The following is a 17597-nucleotide window of genomic DNA, read 5'->3' as shown; positions in this document are numbered from 1 at the left end:
GCCGTCAAACCGGCACGCCGCCGCGTCACTCGAGCAGCGCGTCGTCGCTGACGAGGACGCCGTCGGCGTCCGCGTAGATCCAGTCGCCCGGCACGATGCGCGCGCCGCGCACGTCGACGGGCACGTCGCTCACGCCGACGCCGCGCTTGTCGCTCTTGCGCGGATGCGCGGCGAGCCCGAGCACGCCGACCCGGCACTCGGCCAGCTCGTCCGAGTCGCGCACGCAGCCGTTTACGACGATGCCGGCCCAGCCGTTCTTTTCGGCAAGCGCGCCGAGGTTGCCGCCGACGAGCGCGCAGCGCAGGCTGCCGCCGCCGTCGACGACGAGCACGCGCCCCGCGCCGTCCTGCTCGAGCGCCGCGCGCACGAGCGTGTTGTCCTCGAACAGCTTGAGCGTCGCGGCGGGCCCCGCGAAGCGCCGCACGCCGCCGAACGAGCGGAACACGGGCTCGAGCACGCGCAGCGTGCCGGCCGCGAGGCGGCCCTCGTTCGCGTCGCAAAGATCGGTGGTGGCGAACATCATGTCGAAGTCTCCTGGATGGTTCGTGTGGTGTCGATCCGGCATTATCGGCGAAGAAAAAATCCCGCTGCGGCGGATAGAAGGCTCGCCCTACAATAGCCGGACGCACCGCCCGCCCCCGTCTTCGATCACCGATGAGCTCGTCCGTTCCCCTTTTTGCGCAGCCGCCCGCCGCCACGATCGACGTCCCGTCCGAATTCGCGCCGACGCCCTCGCATCCGATGCGCGTGCGCGCCCGCTCGATCGCGGCCGGCATGCGCGTGCCGCAGCACTCGCATGCGTGGGCGCAGCTCGCGTACGCGTCGCGCGGCGTGCTGCGGCTCGCGACGGCCGGCTCGTCGTGGATGGTGCCGCCGTCGCGCGCGATCTGGGTGCCGCCGCGGATTCCGCATGAAGTCGTGATCGTCGAGGACGCCTATCTGCGCACGCTGTACGTCGACGAATCGGCGGTGCCGGACGGGCTCGACGCGTGCCGGGTCGTCGAGGTGTCGGGGCTGCTGCGCGAGCTGATCGTCGCGCTCGAGGCGCGCCCGCTCAATCGTGCGCGCGAGCGGCTCCTCGCCGCGCTCGTGCTCGACGAGCTCACGCGCGCCGAGCCGTTGCCGCTCGCGGTGCCCATGCCGACCGAAAAGCGGCTGCGCACGCTGTGCGAAGCGGTGCTCGCGCATCCTGCGCAAGGCGAATCGCTCGAGCACTGGGCGGCCGGCGTCGGCGCGAGCACGCGGACGATCGCGCGGCTCTTCAAGCAGGAGCTCGGCGTGAGCTTTTCGCAATGGCGTCAGCAGGCGCTTCTCGCACGCGCGATTCCGCTCCTGAATCAGGGGCGGCCGCTGTCGCACATCGCTCGCGAGCTCGGCTATCAGAGCCAGAGCGCCTTCTCCGCGATGTTCCGGCGCGCATTCGGCGCGAGTCCGCGCGCGTTCATTCAGCGCGGCGACATGCATGCGGCGACGGAAATTGCATCGGCCGACGACGGGGACGCCGGACCGCTGCTGTGACGGCGGCCGACGTTCGATTCGGCCGCCGGGACGTCGCGCGCGAATCCGGCTGCGGGCGACGCGGCTGAACGAAAGCGCCGCGATTGATCGATCCCGATCTCCGGCCGTGGGCGGCGCGACCAATCGAAGGCGACGCAATTGATCGAACCGGTTCGCCCGGCAAGCCGCGACGGGTTCGCGCGCTCGTTCGGACTGCAAGCCGTTTCGACTCTTCGCACGGTGCGACGTCGGGACCTTCATCGCCTCCGCGTCGGCGAGCCCATTGCGTGCATCGCGCTCGATCGCGCGCATGCAAACCAGCCGGCCGCCTCGCTTCGTCTGCTTCATCGGCATTGCTCCGGCGCCCGCCGCGGTCCTGCCGCACGCAAGGCATCACGACGACACGAGCCGCACCATGTGCCGGATCGAGCCGAACTGCGCGAGACGCGGCCCTGCGAGCCGGTATCCCATTCGCAGATAGAGACGTGCGGCCGGATTGTCGACGAACACGCGCAGTTGCGTCTCTCGCAATCCGCGCGCCTTCGCGAAGCGGTGCGACGTCTCAAGCAGATAAGTGCCCGCGCCGCGCTGCCGGTATTCCGGCGCGATCTGCACGTCGCGGATGTGCAGCGAATCGCCCTCTTCGGTAATCCTCAATAGGCCGATCGGCGTGCCGTCGAGCTCGAGGATGAAATTCTCCGAGTCCCGCCAGCTCGCGAAAAAGAGATCCGCGCGCCATTTGAGGCCATGGCGCCGGTAGTACGCATTCATGTTGCCGTGCGTGAGCGCTTCCGCGAACTCGAAGTCGCCCGGCTCGGCGGAGCGCAGCAGATAGACGAGAGGAGCGGCGGTTGAATCGGACATGGCGTGTTCGTAAAACCTGCGTCACCGCCACGATAGCGCAGCCGGCGCGCGTTGCAATGCCAATTTGCACGCATGCGGCGGCAACCCGCCGGGAAATGGCGGCGAGACATGCCGCGAAAAACAAAAAGCCCGTTCAGGCATGCCTGAACGGGCTTCGATTTGGCGGAGCGGACGGGACTCGAACCCGCGACCCCCGGCGTGACAGGCCGGTATTCTAACCGACTGAACTACCGCTCCAGTCTTGCTGCATGCCTGGCAGGCGTCGGTTGCCTCCTGCCGGCGCGTCATTTCGACGATTCGTTCGAACGACGCCTTGTCTTGGCGTCCCCTAGGGGATTCGAACCCCTGTACTCACCGTGAAAGGGTGATGTCCTAGGCCTCTAGACGAAGGGGACAACGTACTGCTTACACCTTTAACGAAAAAGCCCGTTCACATGCAGCCTGAACGGGCTTTCGATCTGGCGGAGCGGACGGGACTCGAACCCGCGACCCCCGGCGTGACAGGCCGGTATTCTAACCGACTGAACTACCGCTCCACTTCCTGCACCTGATCGACAAGCGTCGGTTACGCTCCTGCCGACCCGCTTCGTTTCTACCGAAACGCCGCTGATGTTTGGCGTCCCCTAGGGGATTCGAACCCCTGTACTCACCGTGAAAGGGTGATGTCCTAGGCCTCTAGACGAAGGGGACAAAATCTTTTCAGACCTGTCTTGCTGCTTTGTTCTCACTGTTAATTTTCATCAACAGCAGAGAACGAAATTCTAACTTCTTTCATTCCGTTTGTGAAGCATTTTTTCTGTCACTCGATGCTTCGCAAACTTCATTCGCTCTGCGTTCAGCTGGTGGAGGTAAGCGGGATCGAACCGCTGACCTCTTGCATGCCATGCAAGCGCTCTCCCAGCTGAGCTATACCCCCGTGTCTCGTTGACTGCTGAACAACAGAGAAGCGAGATTGTAGAGACGGTTTCGAGGTTTGTAAATACCCTATTTGCGCTTCGAGCCAATTTTTTGCGAAGCCGCGCGTTCGGCATGACGAGCCATTCGAACGACGCGGCTTCGCGATCGACGCGGCACGCTTACGCGAGCGCCGCCTCGAGACGCGACACGACGACGTCGCGGCCGAACAGCCACAGCACCGCGTCGATCGACGGCGTGTGCGTCGTGCCCGCGACGAGCAGGCGCACCGGCATCGCGAGCTGCGGCATCTTCAGCTTGTGCGCGCCGAGCGTCGCCTTCAGCGCGGCCGCGATGGCCTCCTTCGTCCACTCGGCCGCCTTCAGCGCCGCCGCGAATTCGGCGAGCGCCGGGCGCACCGCGTCGGTGACGTGCTGCGCGAGCGCGGCGGCGTCGGGCGCGGGCATCCGATAGAACATCGCCGAGGTTTCCGCGATCTCCTTCACCGTCGACGCACGGTCCTTCATCAGCCCGATCACGCCGAGCAGATCCGGGCCCTTCGCGATGGTGTCGGCGTCGATGCCGAGCGCCGCGAAGAACGGCTTCGCCAGCTCGGCCAGGCACGCGTCGTCCGCTTCCTTGATGTAGTGGTTGTTGAGCCAGTTCAGCTTGTTGTGATCGTACTGCGCGGGCGACTTGCCGAGATGCTCGAGATCGAACCATTCGACGAACTGCTCGCGCGTGAAGATTTCCGCGTCGCCGTGCGACCAGCCGAGGCGCGCGAGATAGTTGAGCACCGCTTCCGGCAGGTAGCCCGCGTCGCGGTAGCCCATCACGCTCATCGCGCCGTGGCGCTTGCTCATCTTCTCGCCCTGCTCGTTGAGCACGGTCGGCAGGTGCGCGTACACCGGCACTTCGCCGCCGAGCGCACGCAGGATGTTGATCTGGCGCGGCGTGTTGTTCACGTGGTCGTCGCCGCGGATCACGTGCGTGATGCCCATGTCGAGATCGTCGACGACGACGCAGAAGTTGTACATCGGCGTGCCGTCGGGGCGCGCAACGACGAGGTCGTCGAGCTCCTCGTTCGAGATCTCGACGCGGCCCTTCACCGTGTCGTCCCACACGACCGAGCCCGTCAGCGGATTGCGAAAGCGCAGCACGGGCTTCACGCCGGCGGGCGGCTCGGGCAGCACCTTGCCCGGCTCGGGGCGCCACGTGCCGTCGTAGCGCGGCTTCTCGCCCGCCGCTCGCTGGCGCTCGCGCAGCGCGTCGAGCTCTTCGGTCGACATGTAGCACGGATAGACGAGGCCCTTGTCGAGCATCTGCGCAAGCACTTCGCGATAGCGATCCATCCGCTGCATCTGGTAGTACGGACCTTCGTCGTAGTCGAGGCCGAGCCACGCCATGCCTTCGAGAATCGCATCGACCGCCTCCTGGCTCGAACGCTCGACATCGGTGTCCTCGATCCGCAGCACGAACGTGCCCTTCATCTTGCGGGCGAAGGCCCACGGATAAAGCGCGGATCGGATGTTGCCCAGATGGATGAAGCCCGTGGGGCTCGGCGCGAAACGGGTGCGTACAGGACGGGTCATAAACGATAGCTCGAACGCCTCAAGCGGCGCATCAATTGAAACGACGCGGCGGCGCACGCCGCACGGCGGAGCCGGGTGCGCACGCGACCGGAACGGAAAGAGCACGAATTATACTCGCCGCGCGGCGGTTCCTCGTCGCGCGGCGCACGGCTTGCGCGGCCTGCCGCGGCGTTCCGCCTTCCGACCCCGATCTTCGCGTCTTCGCGTCTTCGCGTCTTCGCGTCTTCGCGTCTTCGCGTCTTCGCGTCTTCGCGTCTTCGCGTCTTCGCGTCTTCGCGTCTTCGCTCCGCGTTGCGGCATATGCGCACGCCGGTCCACACCCGACCGCCTCCGCGTCCAGATGGCCTCGCCGCCGCACCCGGGCTCGGCACTCCGATATCTTCCCGCACGCTCGCCCGAATCGCCCATTGCCCTTTCGGCCAACGATCGCGCAATCACGCGGCGGGAGCTTTCGCGCGCGCGTCGCCAGTTGCTTTATGATGTGCGCGCCGCGGTCGCCATGCCGGCGCCGCGCACGGCCCGCCCACGACCATCGGCGCGGCCGCCGGAATTTCGCCGCGCGGCGCGCCTGTCGAGGCCGCGCGCGGTTCGTCGCTGGAGATCGAGTCGATGTCGTCCCCCCGTCTGTCCCGCCGCACGTTCACGCTCGCCTGCGCGTCGGCCGTCCTCGCCGCCTGCACGTCGACCGGCACGAAGCCGACGACGTCGGGCGCCGCCACGCCCCCCGCGAACCCGCCGCAGCCGCGTGAAAAGCCGATCAGGATCGGCATAGCGCTCGGCGGCGGCGCGGCGCGCGGCTTTGCGCACGTCGGCGTGCTGAAGGCGCTCGAGGCGCGCGGGATTCCGGTCGAGCTCGTCGCCGGCACGAGCGCGGGCTCGGTCGTCGGCGCGCTGTACGCGTCGGGAATGAACGCGCTGCAGATCAACAAGCTCGCGCTCGCGATGGACGAAGCGTCGATCAGCGACTGGGCGACGCCGTTCCGCTCGCGCGGCCTGCTGCAGGGCATCGCACTGCAGAACTTCATCAACAAGACGCTCAACAACCGGCCGATCGAGAAGATGACGAAGCCGCTCGGCATCGTCGCGACCGACCTGAAGAGCGGTCAGCCGATCCTGTTCCAGCGCGGCAACACGGGGCTCGCGGTGCGCGCATCGTGCAGCGTGCCGTCGGTGTTCGAGCCGGTGCGGATCGGCGATCGCGAGTACGTCGACGGCGGGCTCGTGAGCCCCGTGCCCGCATCTTTCGCGCGCAAGATGGGCGCCGACTTCGTGATCGCGGTCGACATCTCCGCGCGCCCCGAGGGCAGCACGACGCAGAACCCGATCGAGATGCTGCTGCAGACGTTCACGATCATGGGGCAGACGATCAAGACCTACGAGCTCGACAAGTACGCCGACGTCGTGATCCGCCCGAACCTCGCCGCGATGGGCGGCAGCGACTTCAATCAACGCAACGCCGCGATCCTTGCGGGCGAGGAAGCGGTCGCGCGGATCATGCCGGAGCTGCAGCGCAAGCTCGCGGCCGCGCGCGCGACGGCGGCGACCGCCTAAGCCCGCACGCGCCGCAGCGCGCACCGGCATGAGCGCGCCGCACGCCGGCGCCCGCATTCCTTGGCAGCGCCGAAAACGTCGCACCAAAGCAAAAGCCCCGCTTCCATCGGATAGCGGGGCTTCGACGCAGCCGGCATCCGCCGGCGCTAAGCGATGCGCGACTCAGTTGCCGCCGTTCGCGCTCGGGTTGACGCTGCCGTCGCCGATCGTCGCCTTCACGCGCTGGCGCAGATCGTCGGGCTTCATCGAGAACTGCGTCTCGATCCGGCGGGCGCCGGTGAAGCGCTTTTCCCAATAGCCGCTGTCGAGATCGTCGACGCGGATCGTGCTGCCCGTCGACGGCGAATGCACGAACTTGTTGTCGCCGATGTAGATGCCGACGTGCGAGAACGTGCGGCGCATCGTGTTGAAGAACACGAGGTCGCCCGGCTTCAGCTCGCTCATCCGGACCTTCTCGCCGACGCGGCTCATTTCTTCCGCGCGACGCGGCAGCGACATGCCGAGCGTGTCCTGGAACACATAGCGGACGAAGCCGCTGCAATCGAGCCCCGAATCCGGCGTGTTGCCGCCCCAGCGATAGCGCACGCCGATCATGTTCAGCGCGCCGACGACGACGTCGCCCGCCTTGCCGGCCATGCCGGACAGGAACGCCTTTGCACCGCCCTGGCTCTTCGCGGGCGTGGCTGCGCTGACCTGCTGGAGATTCTGAGAGGAGGAAGCCGACTCGGCTTGAGTCGAACTGACGGCATTCTGACTGGAACTGCTGACTTCATCGGCGAACACGCCGGGAGCTGCAGCGATCAGGACGCCGACGAACATCCCGGCGACGACGCGCGTGCAAGCCTGGGTCAGATATCGGTGCTGCATTGGTCGATGGATTTGCGCTGGAAAATCAGCTGATTAGCGGAAAAATTTCGGTCGATACTAGCCACGAAGTATTTGTTTGTCAAAAGGAATTGATAATTTCAATCAAACTTCCTGCACCATTCGGATTCATCAGACTTAACGAACGGCTTTCAGCAGTTTTTGCGTGTAAGGATGCACCGGATCGGTGAAGATCCGCTCGACGTCGCCCGTCTCGACGATCTCTCCGCCCTGCATCACCGCGACCCGATGCGCCATCGCGCCGATCACTTCCAGATCGTGGCTGATGAACACGTAGCCGAGGTTGTATTTGCATTGCAGATTCGACAGCAGCTTCAACACTTGTTGCTGGATCGACACGTCGAGCGCGCTCGTCGGCTCGTCGAGCACGAGCACGCGCGGCTCCAGCACGAGCGCGCGCGCGATCGCGATCCGCTGACGCTGGCCGCCCGAGAATTCGTGCGGATAGCGATGCAGCACCGCGCGGTCGAGGCCGACTTCGCGCAGCACCGCGATCACCTTGTCGCGGCGCGCGTCGGCGGATAGTTGCGGGCGATGCAGCTCGAGCCCCTCGGACACGATGCGCTCGATCGTCTGCCGCGGCGAAAGCGAACTGAAGGGATCCTGAAATACCACCTGCATGTTCGCGTGCAGCGCGGTCCGCTCGCGACCGCGGTAGCTCGCGAGCGAGCGGCCTTCGAACTCGATGTCGCCGTGCGCGACCTTCTGCAGCCCGAGAAGCGCCATCGCGAGCGTCGACTTGCCGGAGCCCGACTCGCCGACGATCCCGAGCGTCTCGCCCTGCCGCACCGACACGCTCGCATCCGACACCGCGGTGAAGCGCCCGGACCGGAACCAGCCGTCGAAGCCCGGCAGCTTCTGCTTGAACTGCACCGTGACGCCGCGCGCGTCGAGCACGACGGGCGCGATCGGCAGCACGGGCGACACCGTGCGCTGCGGCCGGCTGTGCAAAAGACGCTGCGTGTACGGATGCTCGGGCGCGTCGAAGATCCGTTCGACCGGCCCGCATTCGACGAGCTTGCCCTTCTCCATCACCGCGACCCGCTCGGCGAAGCGCCGCACGAGGTTGAGATCGTGCGTGATGAGGAGCACCGCCATCCCCCGCTCGGCCGCCGCGTCGCGCTGCAGCTCGAGCAGCAGCTCGACGATCTGCGCGCGGATCGTCACGTCGAGCGCGGTCGTCGGCTCGTCGGCGAGCAACAGGCGCGGCCGGCACGCGAGCGCCATCGCGATCATCGCGCGCTGCCGCTGGCCGCCCGACAACTGGTGCGGATAGCTGTCGACGCGCGCCTCCGGCTGGTCGATTCCGGTGCGCGCGAGGAGCGCGATCGCCCGCTTGCGCGCATTGCGCTTCGACACGCCGTCGTGCAGCTCGATCGTCTCGCCGATCTGCTCGCCGACCGTGTACAGCGGATTGAGCGCCGTCATCGGCTCCTGGAAGATCATCGCGATGTCCGCGCCGCGCAGCCCGCGCATCTGACGCTCGCTCCGGTCGGCGAGGTTCTCGCCCGCGAAGCGGATCGTTCCGCTCACGTCGGCGTCGCGCAAGAGCCGCAGGATCGACAGCGCGGTCACGCTCTTGCCGGAGCCGGACTCGCCGACGAGCGCGACGCGCTCGCCGCGGCTGATCGCGAGCGACACGTCGTCGACGGCGAGCGTGTCGCCGAAGCGCACGCGCAGCCGATCGATCGACAGGAGCGGCTCGCGGGGCGTCGGCGCGGCGCCGCCGCCCGCCGTCTGCGCCGCGCTCATCGGATGCCTCCCGCCGCGCGCGTCGTATCCGCGATCCGCGTATCGAGCGCGTTGCGCAGCGCGTCGCCCATGAAGGTCAGGAGCAGCAGCGTCGCGACGAGCACCCAGAACGTCGCGAGCGAGATCCACCATGCGTCGAGGTTCGCCTTGCCCTGCGCGAGCAGTTCGCCGAGGCTCGGCGTCGGTGGCGGCACGCCGAGCCCGAGGAAGTCGAGGCTCGTGAGCGCGAGGATCGCGCCGCTCATCCGGAACGGCAGGAACGTGATGACGGGCGTCAGGCTGTTCGGCAGCACGTGGCGCCAGATGATCTGCCAGTTCGACAGCCCCATCGCGCGCGCCGCGCGCACGTAGTCCTGCGTGCGGTTGCGCAGGAATTCGGCGCGCACGTAGTCGGACAGCCCGATCCAGCCGAACAGCGACAGCAGCACGATCAGCAGCACGAAGCTCGGCTCGAACACCGACGCGAAGATGATCAGCAGATACAGCTCCGGCATCGAGCTCCAGATCTCGATCAGGCGCTGCCCGACGATGTCGATGCGCCCGCCGAAGAAGCCCTGCACCGCGCCCGCGGCGATGCCGAGCAGCGTGCCGATGAACGTCAGGACGAGTGCGAACTCGACCGACACGCGGAACCCGTAGACGAGCCGCGCGAGCAGGTCGCGCCCCTGCGCGTCGGTGCCGAGCCAGTTCTCGCGCGACGGCGGCACCGGATTCGGCCGCTTCGAGAAGTAATTGAGCGTGTCGTAGTAATAGCGGTTCGGCGGATACAGCGCGAAGTTGCCGGGCGTATCGAGCTTCTTGCGCACGTACGGATCGAGGTAGTCGGCGGGCGTCGGGAAATCGCCGCCGAACGTCGTTTCCGGATAGCTGTTGAAGAGCGGAAAGTAATAGTGGCCGTCGTAGCGCACGACGAGCGGCTTGTCGTTCGACCACAGCGGCGCGGCGAGGCTTGCCGCGAACGCGATCACGAAGACCACGAGGCTCCAGTAGCCGAGGCGCTGCTCCTTGAAGCGCAGCCACACGCGCCGAGCGGGCGACGGCGACACGCGCGCGCGCGCGGCGTCGATCCGGGAAGAGACGGCGAGTCGGCTCAAGTCAGCGCTCCAGTTGCTCGAATTGAACGCGCGGGTCGACCCACACGTAGCACAGATCGGACACGAGCTTCGTCGCGAGCCCGATCAGCGTGAAGATGTACAGCGTGCCGAGCACGACCGGGTAGTCGCGCCGGATCACCGATTCGTACGACAGCAGGCCGAGCCCGTCGAGCGAGAACAGCGTCTCGATCAGCAGGCTGCCCGTGAAGAACGCGCCGATGAACGCGGCCGGAAAGCCGACGACGAGCGGCAGGAGCGCATTGCGGAACACGTGCTTCCACAGCACGCTGCGCTCGGACAGCCCCTTCGCGCGCGCGGTCAGCACGTATTGCTTGCGGATCTCGTCGAGGAACGCGTTCTTCGTCAGCATCGTGATCACCGCGAAGCTGCCGACGACCGACGCGATGATCGGCAGCGCGATGTGCCACAGGTAATCGGCGATCTTGCCGGCGACGGAGAGCTGCGCGAAATTGTCGGACGTGAGGCCGCGCAGCGGGAAGATCTGCCAGAACGAGCCGCCGCCGAACAGCACGAGCAGCAGCACGCCGAGCACGAAGCCCGGAATCGCGTAGCCGACGAGGACGACGAGGCTCGTCGCGAAATCGAACGGCGAGCCGTTGCGCACCGCCTTCGCGATACCGAGCGGCACCGAGATCAGATACGTGAGCAGGAAGGTCCACACGCCGATGCTGATCGACACGGGCAGCTTCGACACGACGAGCGACCACACGCTCTGGTGATGGAAGTAGCTGTCGCCGAGATCGAAGCGCGCGAAGCGCTTGAGCATCAGCCAATAGCGTTCGACGGGCGGCTTGTCGAAGCCGTACAGCGCCTTCAGCTGCGCGAGCTGCTGCGCGTCGACGCCCGTGTACGAGCGCATCCCGAACGGCGTGCTGCCCCGCTCGGCGCCCTTGCGCAGCTCCTGCACCGCCTGCTCGACCGGGCCGCCCGGCACGAACTGGATCACGGCGAACGTGATGGTCAGCACGCCGACGAGCGTCGGGATCATCAGCAGCAGACGTTTGAGGATGTAGCTCCACATAGGCGCATCCGGGCGTGTTCGAACGGTTTCGTCAATCGGCGGGCGTCGGGCGCGGCGGCCGCCTGGCCGGCGCGGCAAGCAGCGCGCGCGGCGGCCGTCACGGCTCGGCGGCCGCGCCGTGGCCGGGCTTCGCCCACCATGTCGACGCGACCCAGCCTTCCGCCGAATAGTACAGCGGCAGCGTCGACGGATAGGCGAGCGTGCGCTTGAACGCGATCCGGTGCGTCGTGCTGTACCACTGCGGCACCGCATAGTAGCCGTGCATCAGCACGCGGTCGAGCGCGTGCGTCGCATCGAGCAGTTCCTCGCGCGTCTCGGCCTGCGTGAGCGCCTTCAGGATCGCGTCGACCGCGGGCGACTTGAGCCCCGTCAGGTTGTCCGAGCCCTGCTGGTCCGCGTAGCGGCTCGAAAAGCGCGTCACCTGCTCGGCGCCCGGCACCTGGACGCCCGGGTAGCGAACCGTCGTCATGTCGTAGTCGAACGCGTCGAGGCGCTTTTGCAGCAGCGCGTAATCGGCCGTCCGGTACTTCGCGACGATCCCGAGCTTCGCGAGATTGCGGATGTACGCGGTCACGACCGCGTCGAACGCCGAGCCCGAATCGTCGAGGATCTCGAACGTGAACGGGTCGCCCTTCGCGTTGCGCAGCGCGCCGTCGCGGTAGATCCAGCCGGCGTCCGCCAGCAGCGCGCGCGCCTTCAGCAGGTTCGCGCGCAGCGACCCGGGCGGATCGGTGTCCGGCTGCACGGTCATCGGCCCGAACACCGCCGGGTCCAGCTCCGAGCGCAGCGGGTTCAAGAGCGCGAGCTCGCCCGCGCCCGGCACACCGGTCGCCTGCAGATCGGTGTCGGCGAAATAGCTGTTCAGGCGCGTGTAGCCGCCGTAGAAGAGCTGCCGGTTCAGCCATTCGAAGTCGAACGCGAGATCGAGCGCGCGTCGCACGCGCACGTCCTGGAACAGCGGCCGCCGCAGGTTCATGAAGAAGCCCTGCATCCCCGCGCCGTTGTGCTGGCGGAACTCGCGCTTGACGAGCTCGCCGCTGTCGAAGCGCTTGCCGACGTCGCGCCGCACCCAGTTGCGCGCGATGTACTCGACGAGCACGTCGTACTCGCCCGCCTTGAACGCCTCGAGCCGCGCGACGCCGTCGCCGTACAGCTTGTAGACGATGCGCTCGAAGTTGTTCGTGCCGATCCGCACCGGCAGCGCGGCGCCCCAGTATGCGGGATCGCGCCGGTACGTGATCGTGCGGCCGGCGTCGTAATGCTCGATCAGGTACGGGCCGCTGCCGATCGGCGGCTCGAACGCGAGCTGGTCGAACGGAATGCGCGAGCCGTCCGGCCGCACGCCCCATTTGCGCGAGAACACCGGAATGCCGCCCGCGATCAGCGGCAGCTCGCGGTTCTTGCGGCGGAATTCGAAGCGCACGGTCGCCGGATCGACGATCACCGCACGCGTGATGTCCGCGTAGTACGCCGGGTATTGCGGCGCCGCCTGCGGGCTCTTCAGCGTGTCGAACGAGTGCTTGACGTCCGCTGCGGTGACGGGATCGCCGTTCGAGAAGCGCGCGCGCGGATTCAGATGGAACGTGACCGACAACCCGTCCGGCGCGATGGCGATGTCGTCCGCGAGGAGGCCGTAGGCCGATGCGGGCTCGTCGGCGCTGCCCGTCGTCAGGCTCTCGAACAGCGAGTCGAGCCCGGGCGCCGCGTTGCCGCGCATCGTGAACGGATTGAACTTGTCGAACGTCGTGAGCCGGTTCGGATTCGCGAGCACGAGCGTGCCGCCTTTCGGCGCGTCCGGGTTCACGTAGTCGAAATGCCTGAAGCCGGGCGGATACTTCGGTTCGCCGTATTGGGCGATCGCGTAGACCGCGTGGGCCGCCTGCGTCGCGGCGAGCGCGAGCGCGAGGCCCGCCGCCGTCCGCCACGCGAGGCGCACGAGCGCGGCGCGCGCGGCGGCCGCCCGTTGCGGCGCGGCGGATCGCGCGGTCTGTTCTGGTGTCGCCGCGCGTCGCGGCGGTCGCGGCCGGCGGGCCCGGGGCGAACCGATCGTCATAGAGGCCTTGGCAGTCGTTCGAGGATGGCGATGTGAGAGAATTCTACCCACTCGCAACCGATTACAGCCAGCCGCCGCCCGCCGACGCGCGGGCGCGCGCGCCTCACATAGGAGAATTCATGGGCTTTCTCGACGGTAAACGTATTCTGCTGACGGGCCTCTTGTCGAACCGCTCGATCGCTTACGGCATCGCCAAGGCGTGCAAGCGCGAAGGCGCCGAGCTGGCGTTCACCTACGTCGGCGATCGCTTCAAGGATCGCATCACCGAGTTCGCGGCCGAGTTCGGCAGCGATCTCGTGTTCCCGTGCGACGTCGCCGACGATGCGCAGATCGATGCCCTCTTCACGTCGCTCAAAGAGCGCTGGGACACGCTCGACGGCCTCGTCCACTCGATCGGCTTCGCGCCGCGCGAGGCGATCGCGGGCGACTTCCTCGACGGCCTCACGCGCGAGAACTTCCGCATCGCTCACGACATCTCCGCATACAGCTTCCCGGCGCTCGCGAAGGCCGCGCTGCCGATGCTGTCGAGCGACGCGTCGCTCCTCACGCTGTCCTATCTCGGCGCGGAACGGGCGATTCCGAACTACAACACGATGGGTCTCGCGAAGGCGGCGCTCGAAGCGAGCGTCCGTTATCTCGCGGTGTCGCTCGGCGCGAAGGGCGTGCGCGTGAACGCGATCTCGGCCGGCCCGATCAAGACGCTCGCGGCAAGCGGCATCAAGAGCTTCGGCAAGATTCTCGATTTCGTCGAAAGCAACTCGCCGCTCAAGCGCAACGTGACGATCGAGCAGGTCGGCAACGCGGGCGCCTTCCTGCTGTCGGATCTCGCGAGCGGGGTCACGGCCGAGGTGATGCACGTCGACTCGGGCTTCAACGCGGTCGTCGGCGGGATGGCCGGCCTCGAAGAGTAAGCGCGACGCCGCGGCGGGGCTTGGCCCTCGCACTTTGACGCGGCCTCGCCCGGCGCCGAAAAAAACGAACCCCGCGCTCGCGAAAGCGCGGGGTTCGCCGGATGCTCGAACCGCCCGTTCCCCGGGCGGTTTTTTCATGGGGCCGTGGAGCCGATCGGCGGCGCGGCCATGCAACGCGCGGCGCGCCGCCCGCCGGCGCACGGACGGCCGCGCAGCCGGATGGAATCAGTGACGCCAGCCGTTGTGGCGGCCGTTGTCCCAGTGGCCGCGGTCCCAATCCCGGCCGCGATGGCGATACCATTCGTCACGTCCCCAATAGCGGCGGCCGTCCCAGTAACGGTCGCCATGCCAGCCGATCACGATCGACGGCGCGGGCGCATAGACGGGCCCCGGCATATAGACGGGCGCCGGCTGGTACACGACGGGCGGCGGCGGCGCGTAGACGGGCGCCGGAGCGACATAGACGGGCGCGGGCACGCCCACGTTGATGCCGACGCTGACGCCTGCCAACGCAGCGCCGGATGCGAGCAACGCGGCGAGGCCGGCCGCGAGCGAGGCAGTACGCAAGGTTTTCATGGACTCCCCTACTGGTTGATTCGTTGGGTTCGACTATAGCGGGAACCGTCGGCGCCGCATATTTCAAGTTTGTAAGAACTGATGCGCTGCATCGCAGCCGCATCGGCGGGCTAACTTTTGGTTACATTCGGGCCCGCAACGGCCAGGCGGCCGGCCCGTCGGCCACGCTGCTGAAACGCTGCGACGCGGCGGCGGCAAAGGCGGCGCGGCGAAAGGACTGACGAGACGGAAGGGAAAGATCGAGAACCAAACGGCAACGGGGCGGCAGCGTGGCCCGCCCGCCGGCGCAACGGCCGCGGCGAATCGACGAACGTCTTGCCAGCCCGCCCGGCCGGCATGCGCGAACGAACCGGCGGGCCGAGCGGGGAAATTGGAAGCGAACGCGGCGGCGCGCCGAACGCCGGGCGGCGTGGTGAATGCGTGACGCGTGCGCCACCGCCGCGCTTGCCGTCACCGCGCGGGTCGCGCCGCGCGCTTCGACGCGCGGACAGCCGCGCCCCACCCCGACATCCGCCGCAAGCAGACCGCCGCGCGCGGCGCGGCGCACGCAATCAGGCCGGCTCGGCCTCGGCGGTCGCCGGCGCGGCAACCGGCGTATCGACGACGCGCAAATGCACGGGCACGTACTTGTGATAAGGCGTGCGCGACAGCGGATCGCAATGCGCGCCCGACGTCAGACGATTGAGCTCGGGCCCGATCGGCGGCCCGCCCTTGTAGCGCATGCCGTAGCCGTGCGGCAGCGTGACCATCCCGCGCCGCACGCTGTCGTCGACCTCGACGACGACTTCGATGCTGCCCGTCGCGGACGCGCATACGAGCTTGCCGCCGTCCGCGACGCCGAGCGCCGCCGCATCGTCGGGATGAATCCGCAGCGAGCCGTGCGGATCGACCTTGCGCCACGTCGGATCGCGATAGATCTGGTTCGCGTTGTACGAGCGCCGCTCGCCCGCCATCAGCACGAACGGATAGTCGGCGCCGGGCGGCGTCTCCGTCTCGAGCGCGCGCAACTCGTCGATCATCTCGGGAATGTGCAGATGCACACGGCCGTCCGGATGGCGGATGAAGCGCCACATTTCGTCGAATTCGTGAACGCTGATCAACGTCCCCGAGCGCCGCTCGAGAATCGCGCGAAAGAGCGCGGTGCCGAGTGTCGCGCGATTGCCGCGAAATCCCGCGCGGCGCATGGCCGCATGGTGCTGTTGCGCATACAGCATCGCGAGCGGCAGCAGCGGCGCGGTCGCCGCCGCGTCGTTCGGCAGCGCGCGGCCGAGTGTTCGATAGACGATCGACGCCGCGTGACGCTGCCACTTCTTGTTCGCCGCAAGCACGATCCCGAGCGCGCCCATGTAGGCCAGATGCTTCGACGCGCGCGGCTCGAGCCGCGCGACGCGCTCGAGGATGGGAAAGCGGCGCGGCAGCTCGCCCATCTTCTCGAGCAGCCGCGTGTAGATCTCCGGCTCGGGCAGCGATTCGCCGAGCGGCGGCAGCAGCGGATGGCGCAGATGGAACGCGTTCGCGGGAAACTCGAGGTTGAAGCCCGTCGCCTCCCATTTCTCGAACTGCGACGCGGCGGGCAGCACGTAATGCGCGAGACGCGCGGTCTCGGTCATCGCGACGTCGATCACGACGAGCAGATCCAGCTTGCCGAACGCGCGCTCGTACGCGTTCGAATCGGCATACGTGACGACCGGGTTCGCGCTGTCGACGAACGCCGCGCGCACGCGCTTCTCGCCCGCGAGCTCGATCTCGTCGGGCAGGATGTTCGGCGGATAAATGCCCGCGATCGGAAACATCCGGTGATGCGCGGTCCGCTTGAGCGGCTTGCCGTTCCTGGTCGCGCGCTCGTCCGTATGACCGATGACGGGCAGCAGGAACGAATGCAGGTTGTTGCCGCCGCGCTTGCCGAAGTTGCCGGTCAGCAGAAACAGCAGTTTCTCGAGATAGCCGTTGAGCGTCGTGTGCAGCGTGTGCTGGATGCCGAGATCGATGCGCAGGCATGCGGCGCGCGCAGTCGCAAATCCGCGCGCGACACGCTCGATGTCGTCGAGCGGCACGTCCGCGCGGCGTGCGTATTCGGCGATCGGCACAGCGCGCAGCGCGCGCTCGACGAACTCGAAACCCGCGCAGCGCCGCGCGATGAACTCGCGGTCGATCAGCCCGTCGCGCAGGATGATCGCGAGCATCGCGCTCATCAGATACGCATCCGCGCCGGGCCGCACCTGCAGATGCAGATCAGCGATCTTCGCCGTCTCCGAGCGGCGCGGATCGACGACGACGAGCGTGCGCATCGGATCCTTCTTCAGATCGCGCAGCGTGTCGCGCGCGTTCGGGATGCCGTGCGCCTGATACGGATTCGCGCCGATGATGAGCACGTAGTCCGCGTGCTCGATGTCCTCGGTCGTGTGGCAATCCTGACGACCGAACAACCGGCCGTTGAGCCAGAAATCGCCCGTCTTCTCCTGGCCGAGCGCGTTGTATGCATAGCGGCTTCGCATCGCCGCGAGCAACTGCCGGCTGTATGCGCCGCCGACGTGATTGCCCTGCCCGCCGCCGCCGACGAACGCGAATGCATCGCCGCCGTGCCGCTCGCGCAGCGCGACGAGACGCTGCGCGATATCGTCGAGCGCCTCGTCCCACGTGACGCGCACGAAGCTGCCGTCGGGCTCGCGGCGCAGCGGATGCGTCAGGCGATCGTCGTGATGCTGGTAGTACGCGAGGCGCGCGGCCTTCTGGCACAGATAGCCTTTCGAAACCGGATGATCGTCGTCGCCGCGGATTTTCGCGAACTTGCCGTCCACGACGTCGACGACAAGGCCGCAATTGCGCGAACACAAAATACAGGCGGTTTTTTCGACTGCCATCGCACGCTCCATCTGCCGGCGCATG

Annotated in this window: 12 protein-coding genes, 5 tRNA genes and 1 pseudogene; 3 read left to right on the top strand and 15 right to left on the bottom strand. The window is 67.5% G+C overall.

Annotated elements, in window-relative coordinates; genetic code table 11:
• Positions 1 to 25 precede the first annotated feature (25 nt).
• Positions 26 to 523: a ribonuclease E activity regulator RraA gene (rraA, locus tag BG90_RS14620; RefSeq protein WP_010115973.1), complete on the bottom strand. Its 498-nt coding sequence runs from the start codon at positions 521 to 523 to the stop codon at positions 26 to 28.
• Positions 524 to 654: 131 nt separating this feature from the next.
• Between rraA and BG90_RS14615 the strand changes: the two genes are divergently transcribed.
• On the top strand, positions 655 to 1518 hold the full coding sequence (locus tag BG90_RS14615; protein ID WP_010104722.1) for an AraC family transcriptional regulator: 864 nt from the start codon (positions 655 to 657) through the stop codon (positions 1516 to 1518).
• A gap of 372 nt (positions 1519 to 1890) precedes the next feature.
• Here the strand turns inward: BG90_RS14615 and BG90_RS14610 are convergent, their stop codons facing one another.
• The 7 genes from BG90_RS14610 to gltX all read right to left on the bottom strand — a co-directional run bounded on the left by BG90_RS14610 (position 1891) and on the right by gltX (position 4847).
• Positions 1891 to 2361 carry a GNAT family N-acetyltransferase gene (locus BG90_RS14610; protein WP_010104723.1) on the bottom strand — a complete coding sequence of 157 codons (471 nt, stop codon included), beginning with the start codon at positions 2359 to 2361 and terminating at the stop codon, positions 1891 to 1893.
• Between the two features lie 160 nt (positions 2362 to 2521).
• Positions 2522 to 2598: transfer RNA gene (locus BG90_RS14605), tRNA-Asp, on the bottom strand.
• A gap of 82 nt (positions 2599 to 2680) precedes the next feature.
• Positions 2681 to 2756: transfer RNA gene (locus BG90_RS14600), tRNA-Glu, on the bottom strand.
• A 64-nt stretch (positions 2757 to 2820) separates the two neighbouring features.
• Positions 2821 to 2897, bottom strand: a tRNA-Asp gene (locus BG90_RS14595).
• A gap of 78 nt (positions 2898 to 2975) precedes the next feature.
• Positions 2976 to 3051: transfer RNA gene (locus tag BG90_RS14590), tRNA-Glu, on the bottom strand.
• A gap of 150 nt (positions 3052 to 3201) precedes the next feature.
• A tRNA-Ala gene (locus BG90_RS14585) sits at positions 3202 to 3277 on the bottom strand.
• 160 nt (positions 3278 to 3437) lie between these two features.
• Positions 3438 to 4847 (bottom strand): glutamate--tRNA ligase, encoded by a 1410-nt coding sequence (gltX, locus tag BG90_RS14580; RefSeq protein ID WP_010115979.1) that lies wholly within the window; start codon positions 4845 to 4847, stop codon positions 3438 to 3440.
• Positions 4848 to 5316: 469 nt separating this feature from the next.
• Here gltX and BG90_RS14575 point away from each other — a divergent pair.
• Positions 5317 to 6398, top strand: a pseudogene (locus BG90_RS14575) (patatin-like phospholipase family protein).
• A 162-nt stretch (positions 6399 to 6560) separates the two neighbouring features.
• Here BG90_RS14575 and BG90_RS14570 read toward each other — a convergent pair.
• The 5 genes from BG90_RS14570 to BG90_RS14550 form a co-directional block, all read right to left on the bottom strand.
• Complete coding sequence (locus tag BG90_RS14570; RefSeq protein WP_025989888.1) at positions 6561 to 7265, bottom strand: C40 family peptidase; 705 nt, start codon at positions 7263 to 7265, stop codon at positions 6561 to 6563.
• Positions 7266 to 7400: 135 nt separating this feature from the next.
• Positions 7401 to 9035, bottom strand: coding sequence for an ABC transporter ATP-binding protein (locus tag BG90_RS14565; protein WP_045568191.1), 1635 nt, complete (start codon positions 9033 to 9035; stop codon positions 7401 to 7403).
• On the bottom strand, positions 9032 to 10129 hold the full coding sequence (locus BG90_RS14560) for an ABC transporter permease (RefSeq protein WP_010116001.1): 1098 nt from the start codon (positions 10127 to 10129) through the stop codon (positions 9032 to 9034). Before BG90_RS14560 ends, BG90_RS14565 begins: the two co-directional genes overlap by 4 nt.
• A 1-nt stretch (position 10130) precedes the next feature.
• The gene (locus tag BG90_RS14555) at positions 10131 to 11171 is read right to left on the bottom strand and encodes a microcin C ABC transporter permease YejB (RefSeq protein WP_010104742.1); all 1041 of its coding nucleotides are present in this window, start codon (positions 11169 to 11171) and stop codon (positions 10131 to 10133) included.
• A 97-nt stretch (positions 11172 to 11268) separates the two neighbouring features.
• Positions 11269 to 13224, bottom strand: coding sequence for an extracellular solute-binding protein (locus BG90_RS14550; RefSeq protein WP_038802681.1), 1956 nt, complete (start codon positions 13222 to 13224; stop codon positions 11269 to 11271).
• Positions 13225 to 13343: 119 nt separating this feature from the next.
• Between BG90_RS14550 and fabI the strand changes: the two genes are divergently transcribed.
• Positions 13344 to 14135, top strand: a complete 792-nt coding sequence (fabI, locus tag BG90_RS14545) for an enoyl-ACP reductase FabI (protein ID WP_010116012.1) — start codon at positions 13344 to 13346, stop codon at positions 14133 to 14135.
• Positions 14136 to 14360: 225 nt separating this feature from the next.
• Here fabI and BG90_RS14540 read toward each other — a convergent pair whose 3' ends face one another.
• On the bottom strand, positions 14361 to 14711 hold the full coding sequence (locus BG90_RS14540; RefSeq protein ID WP_010104749.1) for a hypothetical protein: 351 nt from the start codon (positions 14709 to 14711) through the stop codon (positions 14361 to 14363).
• Positions 14712 to 15262: 551 nt separating this feature from the next.
• The gene (locus BG90_RS14535) at positions 15263 to 17596 is read right to left on the bottom strand and encodes a molybdopterin-dependent oxidoreductase (protein WP_025989889.1); all 2334 of its coding nucleotides are present in this window, start codon (positions 17594 to 17596) and stop codon (positions 15263 to 15265) included.
• Position 17597: the final 1 nt, after the last annotated feature.

Source organism: Burkholderia oklahomensis C6786, assembly GCF_000959365.1.
In the GTDB taxonomy this organism is placed as follows: Bacteria; Pseudomonadota; Gammaproteobacteria; order Burkholderiales; family Burkholderiaceae; genus Burkholderia; species Burkholderia oklahomensis.
This window is presented reverse-complemented; position numbering and strand designations above follow the sequence as displayed.